The organism is Corallococcus sp. AB011P (assembly GCF_003611605.1).
GTDB classification, from domain to species: Bacteria; Myxococcota; Myxococcia; order Myxococcales; family Myxococcaceae; genus Corallococcus; species Corallococcus coralloides.
In genome coordinates this window covers 22,959-46,243 of sequence record NZ_RAVX01000016.1, presented here as the reverse complement: position 1 = coordinate 46,243, position 23,285 = coordinate 22,959, and the positions used below count along the sequence as shown (strand labels likewise).

16 protein-coding genes are annotated in these 23,285 nt (G+C 70.0%); 6 read left to right on the top strand and 10 right to left on the bottom strand.

The window, feature by feature from the left end; genetic code table 11:
- Nucleotides 1-273 precede the first annotated feature (273 nt).
- Nucleotides 274-3,147 (top strand): excinuclease ABC subunit UvrA, encoded by a 2,874-nt coding sequence (gene uvrA / locus D7X30_RS30135; RefSeq protein WP_120566431.1) that lies wholly within the window; start codon nucleotides 274-276, stop codon nucleotides 3,145-3,147.
- A 22-nt stretch (nucleotides 3,148-3,169) separates the two neighbouring features.
- Entirely contained in the window at nucleotides 3,170-4,618 is a 1,449-nt protein-coding gene (locus tag D7X30_RS30130) for a POT family MFS transporter (protein ID WP_120566430.1), read from the top strand.
- On the opposite strand, the gene D7X30_RS30125 is transcribed toward D7X30_RS30130, so the two are convergent.
- The 8 genes from D7X30_RS30125 to D7X30_RS30090 form a co-directional block, all read right to left on the bottom strand.
- Nucleotides 4,615-6,810, bottom strand: coding sequence for an ATP-binding protein (locus tag D7X30_RS30125; RefSeq protein ID WP_120566429.1), 2,196 nt, complete (start codon nucleotides 6,808-6,810; stop codon nucleotides 4,615-4,617). The genes D7X30_RS30130 and D7X30_RS30125 overlap by 4 nt on opposite strands.
- 16 nt (nucleotides 6,811-6,826) lie before the next feature.
- Nucleotides 6,827-7,993 (bottom strand): FIST signal transduction protein, encoded by a 1,167-nt coding sequence (locus D7X30_RS30120; RefSeq protein ID WP_120566428.1) that lies wholly within the window; start codon nucleotides 7,991-7,993, stop codon nucleotides 6,827-6,829.
- 191 nt (nucleotides 7,994-8,184) lie between these two features.
- Nucleotides 8,185-8,499, bottom strand: a complete 315-nt coding sequence (locus D7X30_RS30115; RefSeq protein ID WP_120566427.1) for a hypothetical protein — start codon at nucleotides 8,497-8,499, stop codon at nucleotides 8,185-8,187.
- A 175-nt stretch (nucleotides 8,500-8,674) separates the two neighbouring features.
- The gene (locus D7X30_RS30110) at nucleotides 8,675-9,058 is read right to left on the bottom strand and encodes a barstar family protein (RefSeq protein WP_120566426.1); all 384 of its coding nucleotides are present in this window, start codon (nucleotides 9,056-9,058) and stop codon (nucleotides 8,675-8,677) included.
- A 154-nt stretch (nucleotides 9,059-9,212) separates the two neighbouring features.
- Nucleotides 9,213-10,601 carry a peptide MFS transporter gene (locus D7X30_RS30105; RefSeq protein WP_120566425.1) on the bottom strand — a complete coding sequence of 463 codons (1,389 nt, stop codon included), beginning with the start codon at nucleotides 10,599-10,601 and terminating at the stop codon, nucleotides 9,213-9,215.
- A gap of 172 nt (nucleotides 10,602-10,773) precedes the next feature.
- Complete coding sequence (locus D7X30_RS30100; RefSeq protein ID WP_120566424.1) at nucleotides 10,774-13,701, bottom strand: ATP-binding protein; 2,928 nt, start codon at nucleotides 13,699-13,701, stop codon at nucleotides 10,774-10,776.
- Nucleotides 13,698-14,483 (bottom strand): methyltransferase domain-containing protein, encoded by a 786-nt coding sequence (locus D7X30_RS30095; protein ID WP_199724584.1) that lies wholly within the window; start codon nucleotides 14,481-14,483, stop codon nucleotides 13,698-13,700. Before D7X30_RS30095 ends, D7X30_RS30100 begins: the two co-directional genes overlap by 4 nt.
- Nucleotides 14,483-16,936: a PilZ domain-containing protein gene (locus D7X30_RS30090; protein ID WP_120566423.1), complete on the bottom strand. Its 2,454-nt coding sequence runs from the start codon at nucleotides 16,934-16,936 to the stop codon at nucleotides 14,483-14,485. The genes D7X30_RS30095 and D7X30_RS30090 overlap by 1 nt, the downstream gene beginning before the upstream one ends.
- A 379-nt stretch (nucleotides 16,937-17,315) precedes the next feature.
- On the opposite strand from D7X30_RS30090, the gene nadA reads away from it, so the two are divergent.
- Nucleotides 17,316-18,248, top strand: a complete 933-nt coding sequence (gene nadA / locus D7X30_RS30085) for a quinolinate synthase NadA (RefSeq protein WP_120566422.1) — start codon at nucleotides 17,316-17,318, stop codon at nucleotides 18,246-18,248.
- Between the two features lie 88 nt (nucleotides 18,249-18,336).
- Nucleotides 18,337-18,948 (top strand): hypothetical protein, encoded by a 612-nt coding sequence (locus D7X30_RS30080; protein WP_120566421.1) that lies wholly within the window; start codon nucleotides 18,337-18,339, stop codon nucleotides 18,946-18,948.
- A 51-nt stretch (nucleotides 18,949-18,999) separates the two neighbouring features.
- On the opposite strand, the gene D7X30_RS30075 is transcribed toward D7X30_RS30080, so the two are convergent.
- The gene (locus D7X30_RS30075; protein WP_120566420.1) at nucleotides 19,000-19,380 is read right to left on the bottom strand and encodes a metallothionein; all 381 of its coding nucleotides are present in this window, start codon (nucleotides 19,378-19,380) and stop codon (nucleotides 19,000-19,002) included.
- A gap of 182 nt (nucleotides 19,381-19,562) precedes the next feature.
- On the opposite strand from D7X30_RS30075, the gene D7X30_RS30070 reads away from it, so the two are divergent.
- Nucleotides 19,563-21,125, top strand: a complete 1,563-nt coding sequence (locus D7X30_RS30070) for a hypothetical protein (RefSeq protein ID WP_199724583.1) — start codon at nucleotides 19,563-19,565, stop codon at nucleotides 21,123-21,125.
- Between the two features lie 22 nt (nucleotides 21,126-21,147).
- Nucleotides 21,148-22,332, top strand: a complete 1,185-nt coding sequence (locus D7X30_RS30065; protein WP_120566418.1) for a hypothetical protein — start codon at nucleotides 21,148-21,150, stop codon at nucleotides 22,330-22,332.
- Nucleotides 22,333-22,408: 76 nt separating this feature from the next.
- On the opposite strand, the gene D7X30_RS30060 is transcribed toward D7X30_RS30065, so the two are convergent.
- Entirely contained in the window at nucleotides 22,409-23,215 is an 807-nt protein-coding gene (locus D7X30_RS30060) for a hypothetical protein (RefSeq protein ID WP_233591869.1), read from the bottom strand.
- Nucleotides 23,216-23,285: the final 70 nt, after the last annotated feature.

Here is a 23,285-nt window from a genome sequence, read left to right as displayed (position 1 = left end):
ACGCAGGGGAACGGCATTTAACGGGTAAAGCAGGAGATTCCACGTTTCGTGGAAGCGACTGCAAAAGCTTCACAAACGGTCGATGCCACACCGACCCCTTACCCTCGGGGGCCGTGCGACTTTCAGAGGGGACGAGTGGAGCGCGCAGGACGGCCGGGGTGCCCGTCTGGCTGTGGGGATGCGGGCGGAGGTCTGGGGTGTTTCTGCTGAACTTCTCCGGGCGTGCGCCTTTGCGTGCACCGGAACACCCTTTCAGTGATAAAGCGCGCCTCCATGTCCGAGCCCGACGTCATTTCCATCCGTGGTGCCAGGGAGCACAACCTCAAGACCGTCTCCCTGGACATCCCGAAGAAGAAGCTCGTGGTGTTCACCGGCGTGTCGGGCTCCGGCAAGAGCTCGCTCGCGTTCGACACGCTCTACGCCGAAGGGCAGCGCCGCTACGTGGAGAGCCTGTCCTCCTACGCGCGCCAGTTCCTGGGGCAGATGGAGAAGCCCCGCTACGACACGCTGCGAGGCCTGTCGCCCACCATCTCCATCGAGCAGAAGGCGGCCAGCAACAACCCGCGCTCCACGGTGGGCACCGTCACGGAGGTGCACGACTACCTGCGCGTGCTCTACGCCTCCATCGGTGTGCAGCACTGCCCCCAGTGCGGCCGCAAGGTGGGCAAGCAGAGCGCGCAGCAGATCGTCGATGAGATCATGAAGCTGCCCGCGGGCACCAAGCTCCAGGTGCTGGCGCCCATCGTCACGAACCGAAAGGGCGAGCACAAGGATTTGCTGGCGGAGGCGCAGAAGCGCGGCTTCTCCCGCGCGCGCGTGGACGGCAAGGTGCGTGAGCTGGAGGAGCGCATCGAGCTGGACAAGAAGTCCAAGCACGACATCGCGCTCATCATCGACCGGCTGGTGTTGAAGCCGGACCTGCGCACGCGCCTGACGGACTCCGTGGAGACCGCGCTGCGCGAGGGCAAGGGCACGCTCATCATCACGGACGAGAAGGGCACACTCGCATCCGACCGCGTGATGAGCGAGTTGAACGCGTGCCCCGCGTGTGGCCTGTCCTTCGGGGACCTGACGCCGGCGTCGTTCTCCTTCAACAACCCGCTGGGCATGTGCACGGACTGCAACGGCCTGGGCACGCGGCCGGAGATGGACGCGGACCTGCTGGTGCCGGACCAGACACGCAGCATCCGCGACGGCGCGATTGAGCCGTGGGCCAGCGGCATGAACCGCGGCGAGGGCTGGACGGCGGACTTCGTGGAGAGCCTGGCGTCCGCGTTCAAGATTGATCTGGACGTCCCGTACGCGAAGCTGACCAAGCGGGAGAAGGACGTCCTGATGAACGGCGCGAAGGGCAAGTCCTTCACCGTGCAGTGGGGCGACAACGGCCAGTACGACATGGAGTGGGAGGGCCTGCTCGCCCGCACCATGCGCAACTTCAAGACGACCACGTCGGAGGCGCGCAAGGCGGAGCTGCAGAAGTACTTCAGCGACAAGCCCTGCCCGTCCTGCAAGGGCGAGCGCCTGCGTCCGGAGAGCCGCGCGGTGAAGGTGCATCAGCGCACGCTGGTGGACCTGAGCCGGATGACCATCACGGAGGCGCGCACCTTCCTCACGCAGATGGGCCTGAGCGCGCAGGAGGAGAAGATCGCCCAGGAGCTGCTCAAGGAGATCCGCAGCCGCCTGTCCTTCCTGGTGGACGTGGGCCTGGGCTACCTCACGTTGGACCGCACCGCGTCCACGCTGTCCGGCGGTGAGAGCCAGCGCATCCGGCTGGCGTCGCAGATGGGCAGCGAGCTGACGGGCGTCATCTACATCCTGGATGAGCCCTCCATCGGGCTGCACCAACGCGACAACGGCAAGCTGCTCACCACGCTCAAGCGCCTGCGGGACCTGGGCAACTCCGTCATCGTCGTGGAGCACGACGAGGAGACGATGGAGGAGGCGGACTACCTGGTGGACTTCGGCCCCGGCGCGGGCGAGCTGGGCGGGCAGGTGGTGTCCCAGGGCACGCCCAAGCAGGTGATGGCGGACGAGAAGAGCCTCACCGGCGCGTACCTGTCCGGCCGCCAGGAGATTGAAATCCCCGAGTCCCGCCGCCCGGTGAACTCCAAGCATCAAATCTCCATCGTGGGCGCGACGGAGAACAACCTGAAGAACGTGGACGCGGACATCCCGCTGGGCATCTTCACGGCGGTGACGGGCGTGTCCGGCGCGGGCAAGTCCACGCTGATCAACGAGATCCTGTACCCGGCCCTGGCGCGCGCGCTCTACGAGAGCCGCGAGCCCATGGGCAAGCACAAGTCCATCAAGGGCCTGGAGCACCTGGACAAGGTCATCGACATCGACCAGCGGCCCATTGGCCGCACGCCGCGCAGCAACCCGGCCACGTACACCAAGGTCTTCGACGCCATCCGTGAAGTGTTCGCGATGACGCCGGAGGCCCGCACCTTCGGCTACGGCCCGGGCCGCTTCAGCTTCAACATCAAGGGCGGCCGCTGCGAGGCGTGCGAGGGCGACGGCGTGAAGCTGGTGGAGATGCACTTCCTGGCGGACGTCTACGTCCCCTGCGAGGTCTGCAACGGCAAGCGCTTCAACGAAGCCACGCTGCGCGTGCGCTACAAGGGCAAGAACATCGCGGAGACGCTGGACTTGAGCGTGCGCGAAGCGGTGGACCACTTCGGCGCGCACAAGGACATCATGCGCGTGCTCACGACGCTCACCGACGTGGGCCTGGGCTACCTGCGGCTGGGCCAGCCCTCCCCCACCCTGTCCGGCGGCGAGGCGCAGCGCATCAAGCTCGCCCGCGAGCTGGCCCGGGTGGCCACCGGGCGCACGCTCTACATCCTGGACGAGCCCACCACGGGCCTGCACTTCGAGGACATCCGCAAGCTCTTGTCCGTGCTCAACCGGCTGGTGGAGGCGGGCAACAGCGTGCTCGTCATCGAGCACAACCTGGACGTCATCAAGAGCGCGGACTGGCTCATCGACCTGGGGCCGGAGGGCGGCTCGGGCGGCGGCAACATCCTGGCCATCGGGACGCCGGAGGACGTGGCGAAGGTGGAGGCCAGCCACACCGGGCGTTACCTCAAGCACGTGCTGGGCAAGGCGCGCCGGGCCCGCATTGGCAAGCGCGTGGACGCGGCCTGAGGGGGCCCGGTAGGGTGGGGGCATGGCCGAGACCTCGACCGCCCCCACCTCCCAGCGCTTCCCGCCCCAGATTCCCTACATCATCGGGAACGAGGCCTGTGAGCGCTTCAGCTTCTACGGGATGCGGAACATCCTCGTGGTGTTCTTCATCGACTACCTGCTGCGCAACCACGTGCCGGAGTCGGGTGCGCGGGAGGCCCAGGCGAAGTACCTGATGCACCTGTTCATGGCGGGGGTGTACTTCTTCCCGCTCCTCGGCGGCTACCTGGCGGACCGCTTCTTCGGGAAGTTCCACACCATCTTCGTGCTGAGCCTCGTGTACTGCGCGGGGCACGCGTGTCTGGCGCTCTTCGAGGACAACGCCACGGGCTTCTACACGGGCCTGACGCTCATCGCGATTGGCTCCGGCGGCATCAAGCCGTGCGTGTCCGCGATGGTGGGCGACCAGTTCACGGAGACGAACAAGCACCTGGTGAAGAAGGTCTTCGCCATCTTCTACTGGACCATCAACTTCGGTTCGTTCTTCGCGTCGCTGTTCGTCCCCCTGCTGATGAAGAACTACGGGCCGGCGGTGGCCTTCGGCGTGCCGGGCATCCTGATGTTCCTGGCGACGGTCATCTTCTGGGCGGGCCGCAAGCACTACGTGCTGGTGCCGCCCACGGGCCCCAATCCGCACTCGTTCTTCAAGGTGCTGGGCAGCGCGTTCCGGGGCAAGGACGCGGCGGGCGGCACGTGGCTGGACAAGGCGAAGGCGGAGCACCCGGCGGAGGCGGTGGAGGGCGTGAAGGCGGTGTTCCGCGTGTCCGCGCTGATGCTGCCGTTCGTGCCCTTCTTCTGGATGCTGTTTGATCAGAAGGCGTCCACCTGGGTGGTGCAGGCGCGGTCCATGGACCCCAACGTGGGCGGCATCGTGTTCCAGCCCAGCCAGATGCAGTTCATCAACCCCATGCTGGTGATGATGCTCATCCCCTTCCTGACGGCCATCGTCTATCCGGCCTTCCAGCGGATGGGCTGGGAGCTGACGCCGCTGCGCCGCATGCCTCTGGGCCTGGTGATTGGCGCCGCGTCGTTCGTCATCGCGGGCTTCTTCCAGGTGGCCATGGAGGGCGGGACGACGCTGAACATCGCGTGGCAGCTCTTGCCGTACATCGTGCTGACGGTGGCGGAGATCCTGGTGTCCACCACGGGCCTGGAGTTCGCGTACACGCAGGCGCCCCGGGAGATGAAGGGCACCATCCAGAGCGTGTGGCTGGTGACGAACACGCTGGCGAACGTGGCGGTGGCCATCGCCGCGGCGCTCAACGTCTTCACGGGCTCCGCGCAGTTCTTCTTCTACGCGGCGCTGGCGGCCGTGGCCGGCGTGGGCATGGCGCTGGTGGCCCGCCGCTACGTGGTGCGCGACTACTACCAGACGGACGCGCAGGCCCCCATGGACGGCCGCAACCCGGGCGTCGAGCCGAAGCCGGCTTAAGGCCCCAGCTGCACGGTCGGGTCCGCCGAGGCAGACGCATGCGGCCCCCGGCGGGGCAGCTCCACCGTGAAGGTGGCCCCCTGCCCCGCCTCGCTTTCGACCCGGACCGAGCCGCCCAGCCTCTCCACCAGCTGGTTCACGATGTGGAGGCCCAATCCCAGCCCACCGTAGTGGCGCGACGACACCGCGCGCTCGAAGGCGCGGAAGATGCGCGCGTGCCGCTCCGCCGGGATGCCAATGCCCTGATCCCGGACCTCCAGGCGGGCCATCATGGCGTCCCCCTCCACCCGCACTTCAATGGGCCTACCTTCGCCGTACTTGATGGCGTTCGAGAGCAGGTTGGTGACGATCTGATCCAACCGCGACCGGTCCCACACACCCGGCATCGCCGTGCCGGCGTGGACCTGGAGCCGGGTTCCCGACGTGGCCAGCTCCGGGGCGAAGCGCGCCGCGACGTCCCGGACCAGCGCGGCCAGGTCCACCTCCTCGAACTCCAGATCGAGCTTTCCGGCCTGGATGCGTGAGACGTCCAGCAGGGTGTTGACGAGCTTCGCCATCCGCTTCGCCTGACGCTCGATGACCTCCAGCGAGTGGGTCACCGCGTCCACCCGCGCGGTCCCGAGCGCTCCTGTCCGGGCAAGGCGCGTCAAGCCCTGCACCGACAACTGGAGCGACGTGACCGGGGTCTTCAGCTCATGGGAGGCAATGGAGAGGAACTCATCCCGAAGGCCGATCGCCAGCTGGGCCTGCTGATAGAGGCGGGCGTTGTCCAGCGCCATCGCCGCGCGGCGGGCCAGCTCCTGGGCGAGCGCGAAATCCGCCGGGCCATAGCGGCCACCGCCCTCCATGCGGGCGAGCGTGAGCGCGCCGAGCGTATGGTCCCGCGCGAGCAGCGGCACCGAGATCCAGGACTGGAAATCGACGACCTCGGACAGGCCCTGCCCGTCCCGCACGCAGCCCAGCGACATGGAGGCGCACCCCTCCGGGCAGAACTCCGGTTCGCCCACGCGGAGCACCCTCCCCGGACCATGCTCGGCCTCCAGGTCGGGCAGCGCGCAGTGCATCCGCGCGGGCGCGGTGGCGCGCAGCGCCTTGGAGCGGGCCTCGGTGATGCGCTGGAAGGAATGCCCCCCGTCCAGCAGGTCCACCGCGCACCAGTCGGCGAACTGCTGGACGGTCAGCGTGGCCACGCTGCGCAGTGCGTCCTCGGGGGCGAGCGAGCCGGTGAGCAGCCCGGACGCTTCCGCCAGGAGCGCGGACCTGCCCTCCTGCTCCTCCGCGCGGGAGCGCGCCTGTTGCTCCCGCTGGAAGGTCTGATCGCGCTCCTGCTCGGTCCGGCGGTGCTCGGTGATGTCGATGCCGGTGCCGATGACGTACTCGATTGCTCCGGACTCGCCTCGCAGGACGTTGCTGGACCAGGAGATGAGGCGGCGCTCGCCCCTGCGGGTCAGCCAGTGATGCTCGGACTGCTCGAACCCCAGCCCGGCCGCGAGCACGGCGAAGTTCGTCTCGACCCGCGCCGCTTCGTCCGGTGGCAGGAGCCGCGTCCAGAAATACGCGCCGCGCAGCTCCTCGAAGGAGTAGCCCGTCACCGCCTGGCACGCCCGGTTGAAGCGGACAATCCTCCCTTGGGGATCCAGGACGATGACCAGCGCGCGGGCCGTATCCAGGACCGCCGAGCTGAAGTCCCGCTCATGTTGGAGCGCGCGCTCGCTGTCCAGGGTCCTCGCGAACAGCTGCCGGTGGACGAGCGCGGTTTGGAGCACGCCGCCGAGCCGCTCCATCATGCCCCGGTATTGCCGCGGCAGCCGCGGCTCGCGGTCGAAGTACAGCAGCATCAAGCTGGAAGGGGCCCCGGCGTCGTCGATGGGCACGGTCCACCGCACGAGCTCCGGCGAGGCCAGCTCCGGATAGGGCAGGTCTATCAACAGCGGCCCCGGAATCGGCAGCTGGCGGGAAGCCGAGGACAAGCCGCTCGCGCCCAGCAGCCCCACGTGCCCCCGCGCATCCGGATGGAGCCAGAGGGCGACCGCGCACCCCAGCCGCTCCGCGACGCGGTCCAGGAAGTCGTCGGCGGGCTTGCATGGATCGAGCAGATCAAGCGCCGCGACGGTGAGCTCCTGGAGCACGCTCAACAGCGCGAGCCGCTCCTCGGTGAGCTTGTGGTCCCCGTCCGCGCCGTGGTCCGCCATGCGCCACCTCACTCCCTCATCCAGGCAGGGCGACCACCACCGCTGTCTTGTTGTGGAACTGGGGGACCCCACCTCCCATGGCCCCCACCTCGCCCAAGGTCAGACAGCCCACGACCGGGACGCCCGCTCCAAGCGCGTCCTGGAACCTCGCGAGCTCGTCCCGGACGCCCTCCCCCAGGACGAGGTACCGGGAGACACAATCGAACACCACCGCGCCGCCCAGAGTGCCAGGGGTTGCCTCCCGGGCCAGGGTGGCGGCGCTGGCCGCGGCGTCGAGCAGGTCCGTGCGTTTGCCCTCCATCACGCGGACCAGGGAGCCGTCCGGGACCTCGGCGATGAAGCGCACCGAGCCGTCGGGTTCGACGGACAGGGGGTCGCGGATCACGAACTCGCCATTGGCCTGGGGAATCCCCAGCGGGTGGGTCATCGCGAAGCGGGGGAAGCTCCGCGCGTCCAGCGCGTCCCCCCGGCTCTCGGCCGTGTACCGGTAGACCTCGAAGGCGCGCTCGTAGTCGAGCTCCACGGCGGTCGAGCCCCGGGCCTTCGTGACCTGCGAGGGCGGACCATACGGAGACCAGCCGTGCTGGATGCCCACGCCAAACGGCTCCAGGGCATCGAAGGCAATCACGACCACCTGGTCCTGGTAGGCATGCCCTTTGGTGAACTGGGCCGTCTTCACGAACCGGACGTTGTTGCCCGCTCCGCCCCCCGCCCAACGGATGCCCGCGCCCGCCTCCTGTTGAGCCCCGCGCACGACCTCCGTCGAGTTGCCGCTCAGCGCGTCCGGCAGGACGAACAGCGTGCGCCGGTATCCGGGCGGCTTGGGAGGCAGCTTGCCGACGGCCTCGGCCACCGCCGCGCGCCCGGCCGCTCGCGGGCTCACACTGACTGGACCGCCCATGCCCACGCCGACGCGGAAGTCGTCGCCACGGAAGAGCGCGATGACCAGGCCCTGGAGCAAGAGCTCCGTTCCCGCGAAGACGCCCGCCGCGCAGCACCCGGCCCAGGGGATGTCCCCGAGCTCCGCGCCGACCGCGGACGCCAACGCCGCCGCGTCGTACTGGTCCGTGCACAGCACGAGCGCGAACGTGGGGGCGTCCGCGCCTCGCAGCGCCTCCTGGCTCGCCTCCCGCGCGGCGGTGGTGCAATCCGCCGAGCGGCTCTTTCCAATCTGGATCCGCATGGGCTTTATGAATCGATACCCACGCGGGAGCGGGCGTGCAGGGACGGCAGGGCCCATGAAAAACGCCGGAGCACCCAGGGGGCACTCCGGCGTTCGTGTTTCAGCAAGGCTGCCCTGTCCGGCTCAGGTGGCCGGGTGGACCAGGCCCTGCTGGGCCGTGGCGCGGCAGGTGTGCCCCCGGCCGACTGGGGTCAGGCATCGACGTTGAGTTCAACAGCGTCACCCTCGATCTCGATCACGTCTCCGCTCTGAACCTCGATCTCAAGTCGCTTCCGCCCATCCCGAAGGGAGAGGAGGCGGACCTCGTTGATCGACACGCTCGGGCCCCAAGGTTGTTCTCGGGGACAGCGAAGCAGCTTCGAGCCCGTGACATGAATTCCGGCACCGCGCGCAGCCGCCTCACTCAGCCGCACCCGAACGTGGGTCTCGCCCGACGCCCACTCCGTGGTCACGGCAACCAGCGTTGCATCGTGGAGCTGGTCCCACCCAATGTTCCCGATCTGCATGGCGTTCACCCTTGATGGAGCGCAGCGCGTTGAGCATCTTGATGCGCGGCCTCTACCAGACGGACGCGCAGGCCCCCATGGACGGCCGCAACCCCGCGGTGGCGCCCTTCCCGTCCTCCAGCCCGACGCGAAAGAAAAACACCGGAGCACCCAGGGGGCGCTCCGGCACCCGGGGTCAGGCCCGCAGGTGTTCGAGCACGGAGCCACGGTCCGATTCAGCGAACACGACCACCAACTCGTAGCTCTCCCCGGGCTTCCAGTCCTTCACGGCCGCATCGAGGACCTCCACATAGGTGTGGAGGTCCTTCGATGGCAGCTCAGGCAGGGCGTCATGCACCAGGACGACCCGACCCGGAGGGAGCCACGACAGGTCCCGAAGGCATTCGGAGAGCGCATCCCAGTTCCGGCCGAAGTAGTCCGGGAACCGGAGCGCCTCGGAAAGGCTCTGCATCAACTGCGCCTTGCCGACGACGCCCGCAGGCACCCTTCCCAGGTGGCTGTTCTCCAGTTGGAACCGCCCCGGGTCAACGAATCGGAAGCTCGTGGATGGCGTGCTCATGACGTCACGGTAATCCGTGTTCGGAGCGACACGCCTACAAGAAGCATCGGTTCGGAACTCCAGGGCTTCGTGGGCTGGCTGAACTGACGGACGAAAAACGCCGGAGCACCCTGGGGGCGCTCCGGCGTTCGTGCTTCAGCAAACCACCCCTGGCTCAGGTGGCCGGGTGGACGCTGCCCTGCTGGGCCGTGGGCGCCGGAGCCGGCGTCACTTCGTCCGTGCCGTGCATCATCCGCTTCAGCATGGGGGCGAGGAACAGCAGGATGACGCCCGCCAGGCCCGCGCCGATGACGATGGTGAGGAACACGCTGAACTCACCCATCTTCTCCGAGTAGCCACCCAGCACGCCGGACAGCTTGTTGGCCACCGCGTTCGCCAGGAACCACACGCCCATCATCGCGGAGACGACGCGCTGGGGCGCCACCTTGCTCACCATGGACAGGCCCACCGGCGACAGGCACAGCTCGCCCATGGTGTGGAAGAGGTACGCCATGATGACCCACCACGCCGCCGCCTTGCCGTCCGCCGCGCTCTCCTTGGAGGCGCCCAGCATGAAGGCGAAGCCCACCGACAGGAAGATGAGCCCCAGGGACATCTTCACCGGGATGCTCAGGTCCTTGCCCTTCGCCGCCAGCGAGCTCCACACCGCCGCGAAGATGGGCGCCAGCGTCACGATGAAGACGGAGTTGAAGTTCTGGAACCAGGTGGTGGGCACCTCCCAGCCGAACATGGAGCGGTCCACCTTCTGGTCCGTGTAGAGGTTCATCAGGCCGCCCGCCTGCTCGAAGCCCGTCCAGAACGCCACCACGAACAGCGCGATGATGAAGATGACGATGATGCGGTCCCACTCCTGGCGGCTGAAGGCGTGGTGCTTGCCGTCCGGCGTCGTCTTCTGCGCCTCGGTGGGGCGCGGCGCGGGCGCGAGGCCCACGTTGCCCAGGAACTTGTGCGCCAGCGTCATGAAGATGATCAGGCCCAGCGTCATGCCCACGCCGGCGGAGCCGAAGCCCCAGTGCCAGCCCACGCGCTCACCCAGCGTGCCGCAGATGAAGTTGCCCAGCACCGCGCCCAGGTTGATGCCCATGTAGAAGATGGTGAAGGCACCGTCGCGCCGGCCGTCACCCGCGGGGTACAGCCCGCCCACCATGGTGGAGATGTTCGGCTTGAAGAAGCCGTTGCCGATGATGAGGAAGCCCAGGCCCGCGTAGAAGATGGAGATGCCTGGGAGCGCCAACAGCAGGTGGCCAATCACCATCAGCGCGCCGCCCAGCATCACCGCCTTGCGCTGGCCGATGAAGCGGTCCGCGATGTAGCCGCCCAAAATCGGCGTCAGGTACACGAGGCCCGTGTACGTGCCGTAGAGGCTCAGGGCATCCGCCGTGGACCAGCCAAAGCCACCCCGCACCTTGTCGGTGAGGAAGAGCACCAGCAGGCCGCGCATGCCGTAATAGGACATGCGCTCCCACATCTCGGTGGCGAACAACAAATACAGGCCCGGGGGATGCCCCTTGCGGGCCTCGCCCGCGGCGACGGTGCTTTGCATGCCGTGAATTCCTCGAACGGATTCTTGGGAGGGGGAACGAAAAGTCGCGCGACTGTAACAGGAGTCCCGCCCTCGGCGAGGCCAGAGGACACCCCGCGTCCTTGGGAATTCCCGCCCCCTGCGCGAGCAGCCCTTCAGCCCCCCGCGCCCCGTCCGTTCGTGGCCGGGCGCGTCAGCCGATGCGTCTCGGCCAGCGGCCGCGACTCGCACCCGTGGTGGGGGTGGAGGCCAGGGGCTCCGCCTGCGCGGGGCGCATGGGCAGCCGGACCTCCACGCGCGTGCCCTTCCCCATCTGGCTGGTGATGTGGATGCGGCCGCCGTGCTGCAGGACGATGCGCCGGCTGAGCGCCAGGCCCAGGCCCGTGCCTTCACCCGCGGCGCGGGTGGAGAAGAAGGGCTGGAAGAGCCGCTCCAGGTCCTCCGGGCGGATGCCCACGCCGGTGTCCACGATGGTGACGAGCGCCTCGTCGCCCTGCTGGGCCGTCTCCACCAGCACGCGGCCGGCGTCGCCCACCGCGCGCACGGCGTTGTCCAGCAGGTTGAGCCACACCTGGTTGAGGGTGCCCGGGTCACCCCAGATGGGCTCCGCGCACTGGTAGGCGCGCTCCACCACGACGCCCGGCGGGATGCGCCAGCCCAGCACGTTGAGCGTGGAGTCGAGCGCCGTGTCCAGCCGCACCGCCACCGGCTTCTCCGCCGTGCGCACGAAGGACAGCAGCGACTCCGCCAGGTGGCGGATGCGCTGGCCGCACTCCTCCATCACCTCCAGCATCGCGGTGCCCAGGTTGGGGTCGCCGCCCGTCTGCTTCCCCTGCATGACCTCCTTGAGCGGGATGAGCGCGTTCATCAGCCCGTTGAGGGGGTTTCGCACCTCGTGCGCGAACCCGGAAGTGAGCAGGCCGATGGCCGCCAGCCGCTCGTTCTCCGCCGCGCGCACGGCCGCCTCGCGCAGGCGCAGCTGTGTCTCCACACGCGCCAGCAGCTCGCGCGGGCTGAAGGGCTTGCCCAGGTAGTCATTGGCGCCCGCGCCCAGGGCCTCCACCTTGGCGGACACCTCCTGGCGCGCGGTGAGCAGGATGACGGGCATGTCCACCGTCTGCGCATTGGCGCGCAGCTGCACCAGGAGATTCAGGCCGGACTGCACCGGCATCATCACGTCGGACACCACCAGGTCCGGCCGCTCCTCCATCGCGCGGCGCGCGCCCTCTTCCCCGTTGGTGGCCTCCAGCACCCGGTAGCTGGGCGCGAGGATGTCCGCGATGAAGGCGCGGATCTCCGCGTCGTCCTCCACCACCAGGATGCGGGGGGCCTTCGAGTCCGCGCGCGTGTGGTCCTGCGGCTCCGTGGGGCGCTGCGCCCCGGCGACGGTGGCGGCCAGCACGGTGGCGAAGCGGCCGGAGCTGCGGCGCTCGCGGCGCGTGGGCAGGTCCGTGGCGCGGCGCTCGCGCAAGTCCTCGCGCAGATGCCAGGTGCCCTTGGGCAGCCGCACGCGGAAGCTGGAGCCCTGCCCCGGCGTGCTCGACACCTCGATGCCGCCCGCGTGCAGCGCCAGCGTCTCCTTCACCAGCGCCAGGCCGATGCCGCTGCCCCCGAAGCGCCGCGTGCCGGTCGTGTCCGCCTGGGCGAAGCGGTCGAAGATGACGGCCAGGTCCGCGGGCGCCATGCCCTGCCCCGTATCCACCACCTCCACGTGCACGTCCGTCTCGTCCTCGCGCAGCCGCACCGCGATGCTGCCGCCGGCCGGCGTGAACTTGAGCGCGTTGGAGACCAGGTTGTGGAACACGCCTTCAATGCGCTCCGCGTCCGCGTGCACCGGCGACACCGGCCCGCCCTCCAGCGTGAGGGTGAGCCCCTGCTTCTCCGCCACGGTGCGGAAGGGCAGCAGCTGCGAGGACAGGAACGCGTGCAGCTCCACCGGCTGGTAGCGCAGCCGCACCTTGCCCGCCTCCAGCTGCGCCAGGTTGAGCAGGTTGTCGATGAGCCTCAAGAGCCGCTGCGTGCTCCGGTCCAGCGTCACCAGGTGCTGCCGCACCACCGTGGGCAACGACTCCGGTTCCTTCTGGAGCGCGTCCAGCGACAGCAGGATGAGCGTGAGCGGCGTGCGCAGCTCATGGCTCACGTTGTCGAAGAACTCCGTCTTCAACCGGTCCTGCTCCCGCTGCTTGACGAGCGCCGCCTCCAGCTTCTCGTTGGCTTCGGACAGCTCGCGCGTGCGCGCGACGACGCGGTCCTCCAGCGCCACGTTGCTGCCAAACACCTCGTCGTAGCGCTGCTGCAGCTCGCGCAGCGAGCCCATGTTCGCCTGGGCCTGCGCCGCGAGCAGCTCGTCCTTGCGCTTGAGCTCGCGCCACCGGTCCAACCAGCCGCCCAGCGCGAAGCCGCCCATGCCCAGCGACGCCACGGAGAAGAGCGCGTCCCCCCAGCCCAGGTGCGTGGCCAGCAGCCCGCACACCATGCCCAGCAGCAGGCCCAGGTAGTGGCCCCAGAGCGTGGGCGGATCCGTCCAGGTGAGGTGGTAGCGGCACGCATGGCCGCCCAGCACCTGGCACTCCGTCTCCCGCACCTCCGCGGGCGCCAGGCCCCAGATGGTGGGGAAGGACGCGAACTGGCCCATGCGCAGCTCGCAGATGTTGCGGTTCTGCTCCGGGATGCTGCTGCGGTAGGACAGCTTGAGCCGCTTGTGCTCCAGCAGGTCCACCGCGAACGCCCCCACCCGGTTGTAGCTGGGGGAGAAGTCGATGGTCTGCTTGTAGCAGGCCTTGGGCGAGCCGAAGGCTCGCAGCATGTAGAAGACGAAGCCCAGCGCCTGCGGCGACGCGGTGAAGAGGCCCGCCTCCCGCATGAAACGCGAGTCGCCGGAGTCCTCGCGCAGCGCCGCCGCCACGCGCTCCAGGAAGCGCAGCGAGACGTAGTTGGTGGGCTGGCGCATGTAGTCCAGCCCCAGGCTGAACCCGTACTCGCGCCACACCCGGGCCAACCGCTCCGCGCCAAAGCGGTGCTCGAAGTAGAGCAGCAGCGTGGACGTGGCGCGGACGCTCACCTCGGGGGCGTTGTCCGCGGACACATCCAGCACCTTCACCGCCGGCAGGCGTTGGGTCACGGCTTCGTTCCTTCGGTGACCAGCGTCACCGCGTACTTCAGTCCCTCCGGGTCCTCGAGCATGGCCAGGAAGTCGGCGCAGTGCGACTGGTAGGCCTCGAGCCCGCCCAGGACCGCCGCGCCCACCGGCGCCAACGCTTCGAAGCGCGTCTTCCAGTCGCGCACGAGCCGCGCCTCGGCGGCGCCCGGGGAGAGATAGAAGGGCATCAGGTGCACCCGCACGTCCGTGAGCCCCGCGCGGCGGAACTCAGAATACAGCTTGCGGCCCACGTACAGGTCGAACCCCTGCGTCGCCAGGGCCTCCACGATGCGCTGGGTGCCCACGCGCAGGTGCTCCGGGAAGGGCCAGTTCTGGAGGCCCAGCCCGTCGATGTCGGACACCACCACCCGCCCCCCGGGCCGCGTCACGCGGATGAGCTCCGCGAGCGCCACGTCCCGGTCCGGCAGGTACTCGAAGACGTACTGGCTCCAAGCATAATCGAACGCGTCCGGGGGCAGGCCCGTGGTGCGCACATCCGCCTGGACGAACGTCAGGTTCGGGCGGTGGGCGTTGCGCGCCCGCGCCTCCGTGATGCGGCCCTCGTGCAGCTCCACGCCGGTGACGTGGCCGCCCTCCCCCACCCGCTCCGCCATCAACTCCGCGATGCCGCCGGGGCCGCAGCCGGCGTCCAGCGCGCGGTCCCCCGGCTTGAGGCCCGTGCGGAGGAGGACGTCGCGCGTGTCCTGGGACTGCTCCTGCTCCAGCAGGCGGCGGGACTCGTCCGTGGATTCCATGAGGTACATCAGCGCACCTCCTGCTTCTGGACGGACGCCGGAGCCTCTGGAGCCTGGGCGGAGGCCCGGTGCTTCATGCGCCGCATGGGCATCTGCCGTTCGAAGAGCGAGCGCCAGGCCTCGCACCAGCGGCGCACCATGGAGCGGTGGAAGGTCCACTCGGAGAAGAGGCCCTGGTCCATGAAGCCCCAGGCGCCCAGCATCGGCACGTCCAGCGCGTCCACCATGCCCAGCGCCGAACCGCGGCCCCGCTCGCGCGCGTGCGCCATGCACCGCAGCGCCAGCGCCACCACCGCGTCCTTCGCGCGAGGGTGCTCCCGGTCCGCCACCACCAGGTTGAAGCCGTTGGTGACTTCAATGAGGCTCAGGCCCGGCGTGGCCTCGTCCTGGAGCGCCAGCGCGAGCGGGCCCTCGTTCCCATCCACCACGAACATGCGCCGCTCGCGGTGCAGGCCCGCCGCGCGGAAGCGCGCGCCCAGGGCGGACTCGGGGCCCGGGTCCGCGCCCAGGTCCTCGCTGAGCAGGCGCACCATCTCCCCCCGGCGGCGCAGGTATGACTCCAGCCACTGGCGGTCCTCCGGGCCCGCCTCGCGGACGGCCGGCAGCGTGCCCGCGTCCACGGTGGGCATCTGGGACAGGTCCGCGCGCAGGTAGTGGAACTGGCGCAGGTGGCACAGCCCCTGCCCTTCCAGCACGCGCGCCAGCCACGTGCCCAGCCGGTGCGGCCACCGGTTGTCGGTGCGCCACATGTAGCGGATGAACTCCACGTCCTCCATCGCCTCGCCCACCTCCACCGCGAGCGACGTGAGCTCGCTGGAGATCTGCTCGCTGCGCCGGAAGCCCGGCATCACGGCCAGGTGCTGCACCAGCCACGTGGCGGAGTACATGCGCAGGCCGTTGACGTGCCCCAACAGCCGGTGCGCGTCCGTGAAGACGAGCGAGCGCCCCAGCTCACGCGAGCGGCCCAGCCGCTCGTACGTCGCCTCCAGCACGGGCAGGACGCGGGACTCCTCGCCGAAGGGGTGGTCCGGGTGGAAGGTGTAGCGGGCGTCCTCCATCATCCGCCAGACGTCCGGGAAGCGGAACACCGCGCTGTCGCGGACCTGGGGCGCGCGCGCGGACACGAACGCGTCCACGATGGCGTCGCGCACCGCGCGCGGCATGTCCAGGATGCGCACGCCGCAGCGGTAGGGCCGCAGGCGCTGATCATGCCGGGACTCGAAGGGGACGACGTCCACCGAGCGCACCTCCACGCGGCACGCCACCTCCGAGCCGTCCGGCAACAGCAGCATGGTGTCCAGCCGCGAGCCCACCGGCAGCACCTCGCACGACGCGTCGATGGGGAAGGCGAACCCGCCCGCGCCCAGGTCCAGCACCGCGCGGGTGATGCGCTGGCCGCTGAACGGCGAGGTGAAGCGCACGAGGAAGCGGTGCTGCGCGCTGGGGCGGAAGCGCTGCTGTCCACGCCGGTTCTCCACCGCGAGCGTGCGGGGCATCCCCAGCACCACGCCGTCATGCCCCACGTGGAGCATGCTGGTGACGCCGCGGTAGCGCTGGCCGCCCATCTCGAAGGAGAGGTGGACCACCTCCCCCACGCTCACGGGCAGCGCCGGGGACACCTTCCCACGCAGGAAGCCCCGTTCGTCGGAAGGCTCCACCGTGGCGGACTCCAGGAGGAAGTGCGCCGTCTGGCTGTCCGCCGGATGCAGCCACACGGGCAGTTCGCGCCGGAGCGCCTTGCGCAGCGCGGCCTGCACCGCCACCGCGTCCCGCAGCGTGCGCGGCGGCGCGGCGGTGGACTCGTCGTGCGCGAGCCGCCAGGAGATGCCCACGCGCAGGAACGCGTGCGTCCCCTGCTGGACGGGGGTGGCGTGGCGCACGTAGGCGCGGGCCACGTGCAGCACGGGCCGGCCGTCGCGCAGCATGGTCAGCGAGTCCAGGGGCGTGCCCGGCAGGAAGGCCGCCAGCGACGCGTCCATGGGGACCTGGAGCGCGGCGCCGAAGTGGCCCAGGTCCTGGCACTCGGCGCTGAAGGCCTGGCCGCGCAGGAGGAAGTCCACGCGCATTCCGGCATCCAGCGACACGCGTGTGGACGCGCGCAGCTGGAGGATGTCGCGCAGGCGCGTCTTCAATTCGCCCTCGGTCAGCGCGTCGTCCACCGTGCTGAAGACGTGCCCCTCCGCGGCCGTCTCCACCAGCTCCTCCAGCCCGTGCTGATCCGACCGGGCGCAGACGAACACGCAGACCGCCTCCGGCGCCGCGCGGTCCACGTGGCGAAGGAAGCGGCGCGCGTTGTCCGCGGGCGCGATGATCAATGTGGGTGCGGTCGCCTCCATGCGCCGCGTGGCTTCCAGCTGTGAGCCCACCACTGAAACCCGGTGCGTGTTCAACGCGGACTTCAGCGCGTTGCGACGCATCTCGTTAGGGTGGACGATGAGGACTTCGTGAGTCGGCACGCTCATGGATTTCCCCCGACGCGCAAGAGCCACACCAGCGCCCGTGCAAGGCGCCATTCCCGTCGACGCGGGGCTCGCACGCGCCCCGTTCCCGCCATCCGCATGTCTTGAGTGCCCGAGCCAGGTGCTCTCTCTTGTTGCCAGCGGGCCCGCGCTGAGACGCCTTCCCGGTGAGCCGCCGGCGAACAACCACCGCGTACTTTACCTGCTCCTATGGATTAGGTGATGTACGCGGGGGTGAGAGGACTTTTCGGAATAGGTTAAAGACACGCAGTCGCCTGGGACCCCTTGGTGGGTAGGGACGCACGCACGAGGGCCGGTGGAGCGCGCTGGCCCCGGGCCGCGAACGCCGTTACAGAATGCGCGGGCGACGAGGAGGCCCCCCATGGGCGAGACGGTGGATTACGAGGGCGGCATCCGGGAGCTGAAGCGCTCCATGAACGCGGTCATCCTGGCGCACTACTACCAGGAGAGCGAAGTGCAGGACGTGGCCGACTTCGTCGGTGACAGCTTGGCGCTCGCGCAGGCCGCGGCGCGGACGGAGGCGGACGTCATCGTTTTCTGTGGTGTGCACTTCATGGCGGAGACCGCCAAGATTCTGAATCCCAGTCGACAGGTGCTGCTTCCGGACCTCAAGGCCGGCTGCTCGCTGTCGGACCGGTGCCCGCCCGCGGCCTTCAAGGCGTTCAAGGACAAACACCCGGACGCCTTCGTGGTGTCGTACGTGAACAGCTCCGCCGCGGTGAAGGCGATGAGCGACGTCATCTGCACGTCGTCCAACGCCGTGCGCATCGTGAACCAGATTCCGAAGGACCGCCCCATCCTCTTCGCGCCGGATCAACACCTGGGCCGGCACGTGATGAAGCAGACGGGCCGCGACATGGTGCTGTGGCCGGGCAGCTGCATCGTCCATGAAATCTTCAGCGAGAAGAAGCTCGTGGGGCTGAAGGTGGAGCATCCGGACGCGGAGGTGGTGGCCCACCCGGAGTGCGAGCAGCAAGTGCTCCGGCACGCGGACTTCATCGGCTCCACCAAGGCCATCCTGGATTACGTGGTGAAGAGCCCGAAGAAGAAGTTCATCGTGGTGACGGAGGCCGGCATCCTCCACCAGATGAAGAAGGCCGCGCCGGACAAGACGTACATCCCGGCGCCGCCGGACAACGGGTGCGCGTGCAACGAGTGCCCGTACATGCGCCTCAACACGCTGGAGAAGCTCTACCGCTGCATGAAGGACCGGACGCCGGAGCTGGTGCTGCCGGCGGACCTGCAGCACGCGGCGCTCGCTCCCCTGCAGCGGATGCTTGAGTGGTCCGCCTGAGAGATGCGGGACGCGGGACTGTCGCCCGCGTCCCACGTTTGGCAACTCGCGCCTTGCGGATGGCGGTCCCAAGTGCCATGGAAGGGACGTGGCCTTCCGATTTCTCGCACTTCCCGCCCACCGGCTGGTGGACTTCCCCAAGACCCTGCCGGACGAAGAGCGCCTCGAGCCGGACCTGCCTCCGGTGCACGAGGCCGTGGAGCGTGCCCTCGCCGGCGCCGAGTTCCGCGACCTGAAAGCCCGCGACCGCCTGCGTGCCCTGCTCCAGGGGGACCGTCCCCCGGCCCTGGGCTCGCCGGGCAAGGGCTTTGGCGCCAGCGCCATCTTCGCCCAGCCGCCCCAGGACCTGCCGGCGCTGCTGCGTCTGGCGGATGAGCTGGAGCACCTGGCCCGCCTGGAGGCCGGCGAGCGCGCGCTGGTGTGGAAGTGCGGCCAATGCAGTGCCCGCTACGCGGTGCCGGTGGCCCTGGTGCGCCAGGTGTCCATCCGCTGCGAGCGCTGCGGCAACCCGGTGCAGCTGTCCTCGCAGGAGAGCCTGGGCGAGGAGGCCCTCATCGACCCGTTCCAGGGCGCGGTGAACAGCAGCCGGCACCAGCTGGCGGCCTTCTTCCGCGAGGCCATGGCGCGAGGCTGGCCGGTGCTCGTGGCCGAGGGCGGAACCCCTGCCCCGCGCGGGCGGCCTTCCAGCCCGGCGGCCTGAGCCACCTCGCTGGCGTTCCCAAGGGGGCCCTCCACGGGCCCCTTTTTCGTTTCAGATGAAGATGCCGGCGGAGGCGTCGTTGCGCGCCTCCTGGAGCTCCTGCGTGGCGGGGCGGCCGCGCAGCGCATCCGTCACCTGGCGCGGCGCATGACGGCCCGAGCACTTGGAGCACTCGCACTTGCCGCGCTTGCAGGTGCAGTCCGCCTTGCTGCCGCAGGAGCACTTCGCCGTCAGCAGCTGATCCAGCTCCTCCAGGGGGCGCGGCGCGTCGTCCTGCCTGGCCTCCGGGGCCGGCGCGGGCGTCTGGGGCGCGGTGCCCTTGGAGGCAGCGGCCGCCTTCGCGTGGGCCTCGCAGGCATGGGCGCTGGCGGGCAGAAGCCAGAGGCCTCCCAGCAGCAAACCCGCGGTCATCAACGTCGCGCTGCGTGCCATGTCCGCTCTCCTTGGCGAAGGCCCGGGGAAGGCTTGGGGAAGGCGCTCGCCGCTCCGGCCTATAGCGCAGGGCATCCCCCCTGCCAAGGCATTCGCACGCACCTTTGCCTACCCTTCAACGGAGCCCACGGTGCGCTCGCCCGGCGCGGGGGCGCGCGCGTACAGTCCGCGCCCTCCTGCCCGTGACGAACCGAACTGCTCGCATCGCCTTTGTCGCCGCGCTCGTCCTGGGGGCGCTCCCGCTCTGGGTGTCGCGCCTGCTGCCCATGGTGGACCTGCCGCAGCACCTGTACCTCATCTCGGTGCTGCACCGGCTGGACGACCCGACGACGCTCTACCCCACGCTGTTCGCGGCGCGGCACGAGCTGACGCCGTACCTGGGCTACTACTACCTCGTCAGCGCGCTCAACTGGCTCTTGCCGCTGGAGCTGGCCAACCGCGTCTTCCTCACCGCGTACGTGGTGGGGATGCCGCTGGGCATGGCCTTCCTGTTGCGCAGCCTGGGCCGGCCGTCGTGGCCCGCGCTGCTCACGCTGCCGCTCGCGTACGGAGACAGCTTCGGCTGGGGCTTCATCAACTACCTGGCGGCCCTGCCGCTGACGCTCGTGTGCTGCGGCCTCTTCGTGCGGACGCTGACGGACGCGCCGCGCCGGCCGCGCTGGGGCGTGGGGCTGGCGGTGTGTCTGGTGGCGGTGCTGCTCTTCCACGTGCAGGCCTTCGGGTTCCTGGCGTTCGGGCTGCCGTGGCTGCTGCTCACCACGCCGGTGCCGGAGGACGCGGCGGCGAAAGGCATCGTGGCCCGGCTGCGGCCGCGCGTGCCGGCGCTGCTGGGCGTGGTGCCCGGCGTGGCGCTGTTCCTGTCGTGGGTGGTGCTGAGGTTCGGCAACCCACCGGACATCCAGCCGGGCGCGCCGTGGAAGGCGTGGGGGCCCACGTTCTCGCCGCAGAACCTGGCGTGGAAGGGCTTCGAGCAGAACCGCGCGGAGTTCTTCCAGGTGCTCGCCAACACGTTCCACGACGGCTCGGACCGCTGGCCGCTCTACGCGGTGGGCGCGGTGGCGGTGGCGGGCTGGGTGCTGGGGCTCGTGGGGCCGGGGACGCGCCGCGAGGGCCCGCTGGCGCGCTGGCGGCTGTTGGGTCTGGGGGTGCTGGCGCTGGCGCTGTACTTCCTCTTGCCCTTCGACATCCGGGGGTACGTCTACTACCTCAACACTCGCTACGCGCACCTGGCCGCGGCGCTGCTGGTGGCGAGCATGCCGGCCGCGCGCGCGGACTGGCGGCGTCCGTTGGGGCTCGCGGCGGCGGCGAGCGCGTTGCTGCTGGCCTTCGTGATGGGGCGCGGCTTCCAGCGCTTCTCCCAGGAGGCCCGCGAGTTGGAGGCGCTGTCCCAACTGGCGGCGAACCGGCCGAAGGTGATGGGGCTGGTGTTCGACCCGCGCTCCAGCGTGGTGCGCTTCCCCGTCTTCATCCACGCCGCGGCGGTGGTGGCGCGCGAGCGCGGCGGGGTGCCCAACTTCACCTTCGCCACGACGCCCCACTCGCCGCTGCGCTACCGGGGGGAGGTGCCGCCCACCTTCCCTTCCGAGTGGCGGCCGCAGGAGATGAACTACTCGACACAGGGCAGCTGGTACGACCACTTCCTGGTGCGCGGGGCGCATCCGTCGCGCGTCTTCGGCGCCCGGCTCCAGTCGGAACTGGTCATCGTGGGACAGAGCGGAGGGAGCTGGCTGGTGCGGCGGCGGTAGGGCGTGAAGTAGAAACCGGCGCATGAGCCCTGCCTCCACCGAGCCCCGTCCCCTGCTGGATGCGTTGCGAGCCGGCACGCCCCTGCCCGCCTTCCCGGAGGCGGACGTCGCACAGGCCCGGAAGCTCGTGGACGACGTGGGTGGCGCCACCGCCTCGGCCGTGGAGGCCCTGCCCGAGGCCCTGGCGGGCGCGGTGCTGGAGGCCGCCGTGCTTGCGGGACAGGCGGCGCTGCCGGAGGCCCTGTCCGCTTCGTCGGTGAAGCCGCTGGCCAAGGCCGCGAAGAAGGCGCTCTACCGGCTGCGCTCGCGCGGCGTGACCCCGCAGGAAGCGCCCAAAGAAGCGCCCCCGGCTCCGGCCCCGGAGACGCTGCCCACGCTGGTGACGGTGGTGTCGTCGGCGGGGCAGTACGGCCTGCTGCTCACGCGCGTGGTGCGCGGCGGCGTGGAGCTGCTCCAGGTCATCGCGTCGGATGAGCAGGGCGTGCTGGAGCTCACCCGCACGGAGCAGAGCCGGGGGGACATCCGCCGCATCCTCAAGCACGCGCTGAAGAACGGCTTCGGCATGGAGGTCTCCCGCGAGGAGGGAGCCCGGCTGCTCGCCGAGGCCGCGGCCCTCAACCTGCGCACCCGCACGCCCTTCCCGCCGGACCTGGAGGCCGCGCTGCGCCACCACGGTGTCCAGCCCCAGGAGCCCGAGCCCCTCCCCGCCCCCGAGCCCGACGACGTGCGCCGCGCCCTGGAGGGCGATCAGCTCCACGCGACGCCGGAGATCGCCGAGTGGGTGCCACCCGACGCGGAGGTGCGGGGCCTGATGGAGCAGGTGCAGGCGCTGGCCGGAAGCCCGCTGGCGTTGAGCGGGCCCCAGCGCCAGGAACAGATGCGGCAGCGCGTGCTGGACGCGGCGAGGGCCTTCTTCACGCCGGAGGTACGCCAGCGCTACGCACGCCGCCTGTGGCGCATGGCGGCCTTCTTCGACACGACCGGGCGGGCTCTCCAGGCGGACATCGCCAGGGGCGAGGCGCGGCGCCTCTTCCAAGGGCTCGACGAGCCCTTCTCACTCTTCGCGGAGACACTCTTCGCCAAGGTCCTGGTCCTGGCCGCGGCGGGTGCCCAGGCCCAGGCGGCGCAGGGCGCCCCGGCACCCGACGCGCCTCCTGCCGCCCCCACGGGCGAGCGGCGCAGCCCTGGCGGCCTCATCCTGCCCTGACGGTGCCCCTGAGCCGTCAGGAGAGGGCCCGCGCCCCGGACGCCTCGAAGGCGCCCCGGGAGCGGGCCCGCGTGCTTCAGAGCTGCTCCGTGCGGGCGCACAGGAGCAGGTCCAGGTTCTCCCGCTCCCAGGCGAGCGCCCGCTGGTAGTCGTGGAAGCGCTTCTCGTGCTCCATCAACTCCGGCGGGTGGATGCAGCGCCGGCCGTCCTCGCCCCGGCGGGCGCGGTAGACGTGGTGCAGCATCTCGTGGAAGACGATCCACTCCACGAAGTACCGGGGCACCAGCGGCTGATCCAACGCCGGGTGGATGCGGATGACCTTCGAGTCCGCCGAGTACGAGCCCATCTTGATGCTCTTGCGAGGCCCCTTCACCCGGGGCGCCGGCCCGTAGGTGATGGCCGCGTCGATGCGGCTCTGGAAGTAGCGCTCGTTGAGCCGCTCATAGATGCGGGCCAGGTCGTGGTAGCGCCCCACCGGGGACAGCCGCAGCCGCTTGCGCATCTGCGCCGGGGACAGCCGGCGGATGAAGATGCGGTTGCGCTCGATGTAGCGGTCCAGGAGCGCGCTGGCGTCCGGGTCCCCCTTGCGCACGAAGCTCGCGAGCGCCTGGAGCACGTCGTCCGGCGCCGCCAGGAACATGTGGTGCAGCCTCAGCCGCCACAGCGCCCGCTGGCGTTGGAACGTCAGCATCGTGTGGGTGTTGTCGTGGATCTCCACCGCCACCTTCCCCCGCAGCCTCGTGCGCAGCCGGCGCTCCAATACGCGCCGCCACACCTTCACCAGTCGGTTGGGCTCTGGGGCGACCGGGAGCTGCCGGGCCACCCTCCCCGCGGGGTAGGTCCTCTGTCGGATGATGTTCTTCTGCTTCTTCGCGCGAGCCATAGAGGGGCCGGAGTCTACGGACCCCTCTGACATGTGTAAACGCGCCCGCTTGGTGGAAAACCAAGGAATT

Coding starts and splice junctions, on each gene's coding strand:
- D7X30_RS30060 (WP_233591869.1), bottom strand. CDS start 23,215: ATGGCTCGCGCGAAGAAGCAGAAGAACATCATCCGACAGAGGACCTAC.
- D7X30_RS30125 (WP_120566429.1), bottom strand. CDS start 6,810: ATGGCGGACCACGGCGCGGACGGGGACCACAAGCTCACCGAGGAGCGG.
- uvrA (WP_120566431.1), top strand. CDS start 274: ATGTCCGAGCCCGACGTCATTTCCATCCGTGGTGCCAGGGAGCACAAC.
- D7X30_RS30075 (WP_120566420.1), bottom strand. CDS start 19,380: ATGGCACGCAGCGCGACGTTGATGACCGCGGGTTTGCTGCTGGGAGGC.
- nadA (WP_120566422.1), top strand. CDS start 17,316: ATGGGCGAGACGGTGGATTACGAGGGCGGCATCCGGGAGCTGAAGCGC.
- D7X30_RS30115 (WP_120566427.1), bottom strand. CDS start 8,499: ATGCAGATCGGGAACATTGGGTGGGACCAGCTCCACGATGCAACGCTG.
- D7X30_RS30065 (WP_120566418.1), top strand. CDS start 21,148: ATGAGCCCTGCCTCCACCGAGCCCCGTCCCCTGCTGGATGCGTTGCGA.
- D7X30_RS30110 (WP_120566426.1), bottom strand. CDS start 9,058: ATGAGCACGCCATCCACGAGCTTCCGATTCGTTGACCCGGGGCGGTTC.
- D7X30_RS30130 (WP_120566430.1), top strand. CDS start 3,170: ATGGCCGAGACCTCGACCGCCCCCACCTCCCAGCGCTTCCCGCCCCAG.
- D7X30_RS30095 (WP_199724584.1), bottom strand. CDS start 14,483: ATGTACCTCATGGAATCCACGGACGAGTCCCGCCGCCTGCTGGAGCAG.
- D7X30_RS30090 (WP_120566423.1), bottom strand. CDS start 16,936: ATGAGCGTGCCGACTCACGAAGTCCTCATCGTCCACCCTAACGAGATG.
- D7X30_RS30120 (WP_120566428.1), bottom strand. CDS start 7,993: ATGCGGATCCAGATTGGAAAGAGCCGCTCGGCGGATTGCACCACCGCC.
- D7X30_RS30105 (WP_120566425.1), bottom strand. CDS start 10,601: ATGCAAAGCACCGTCGCCGCGGGCGAGGCCCGCAAGGGGCATCCCCCG.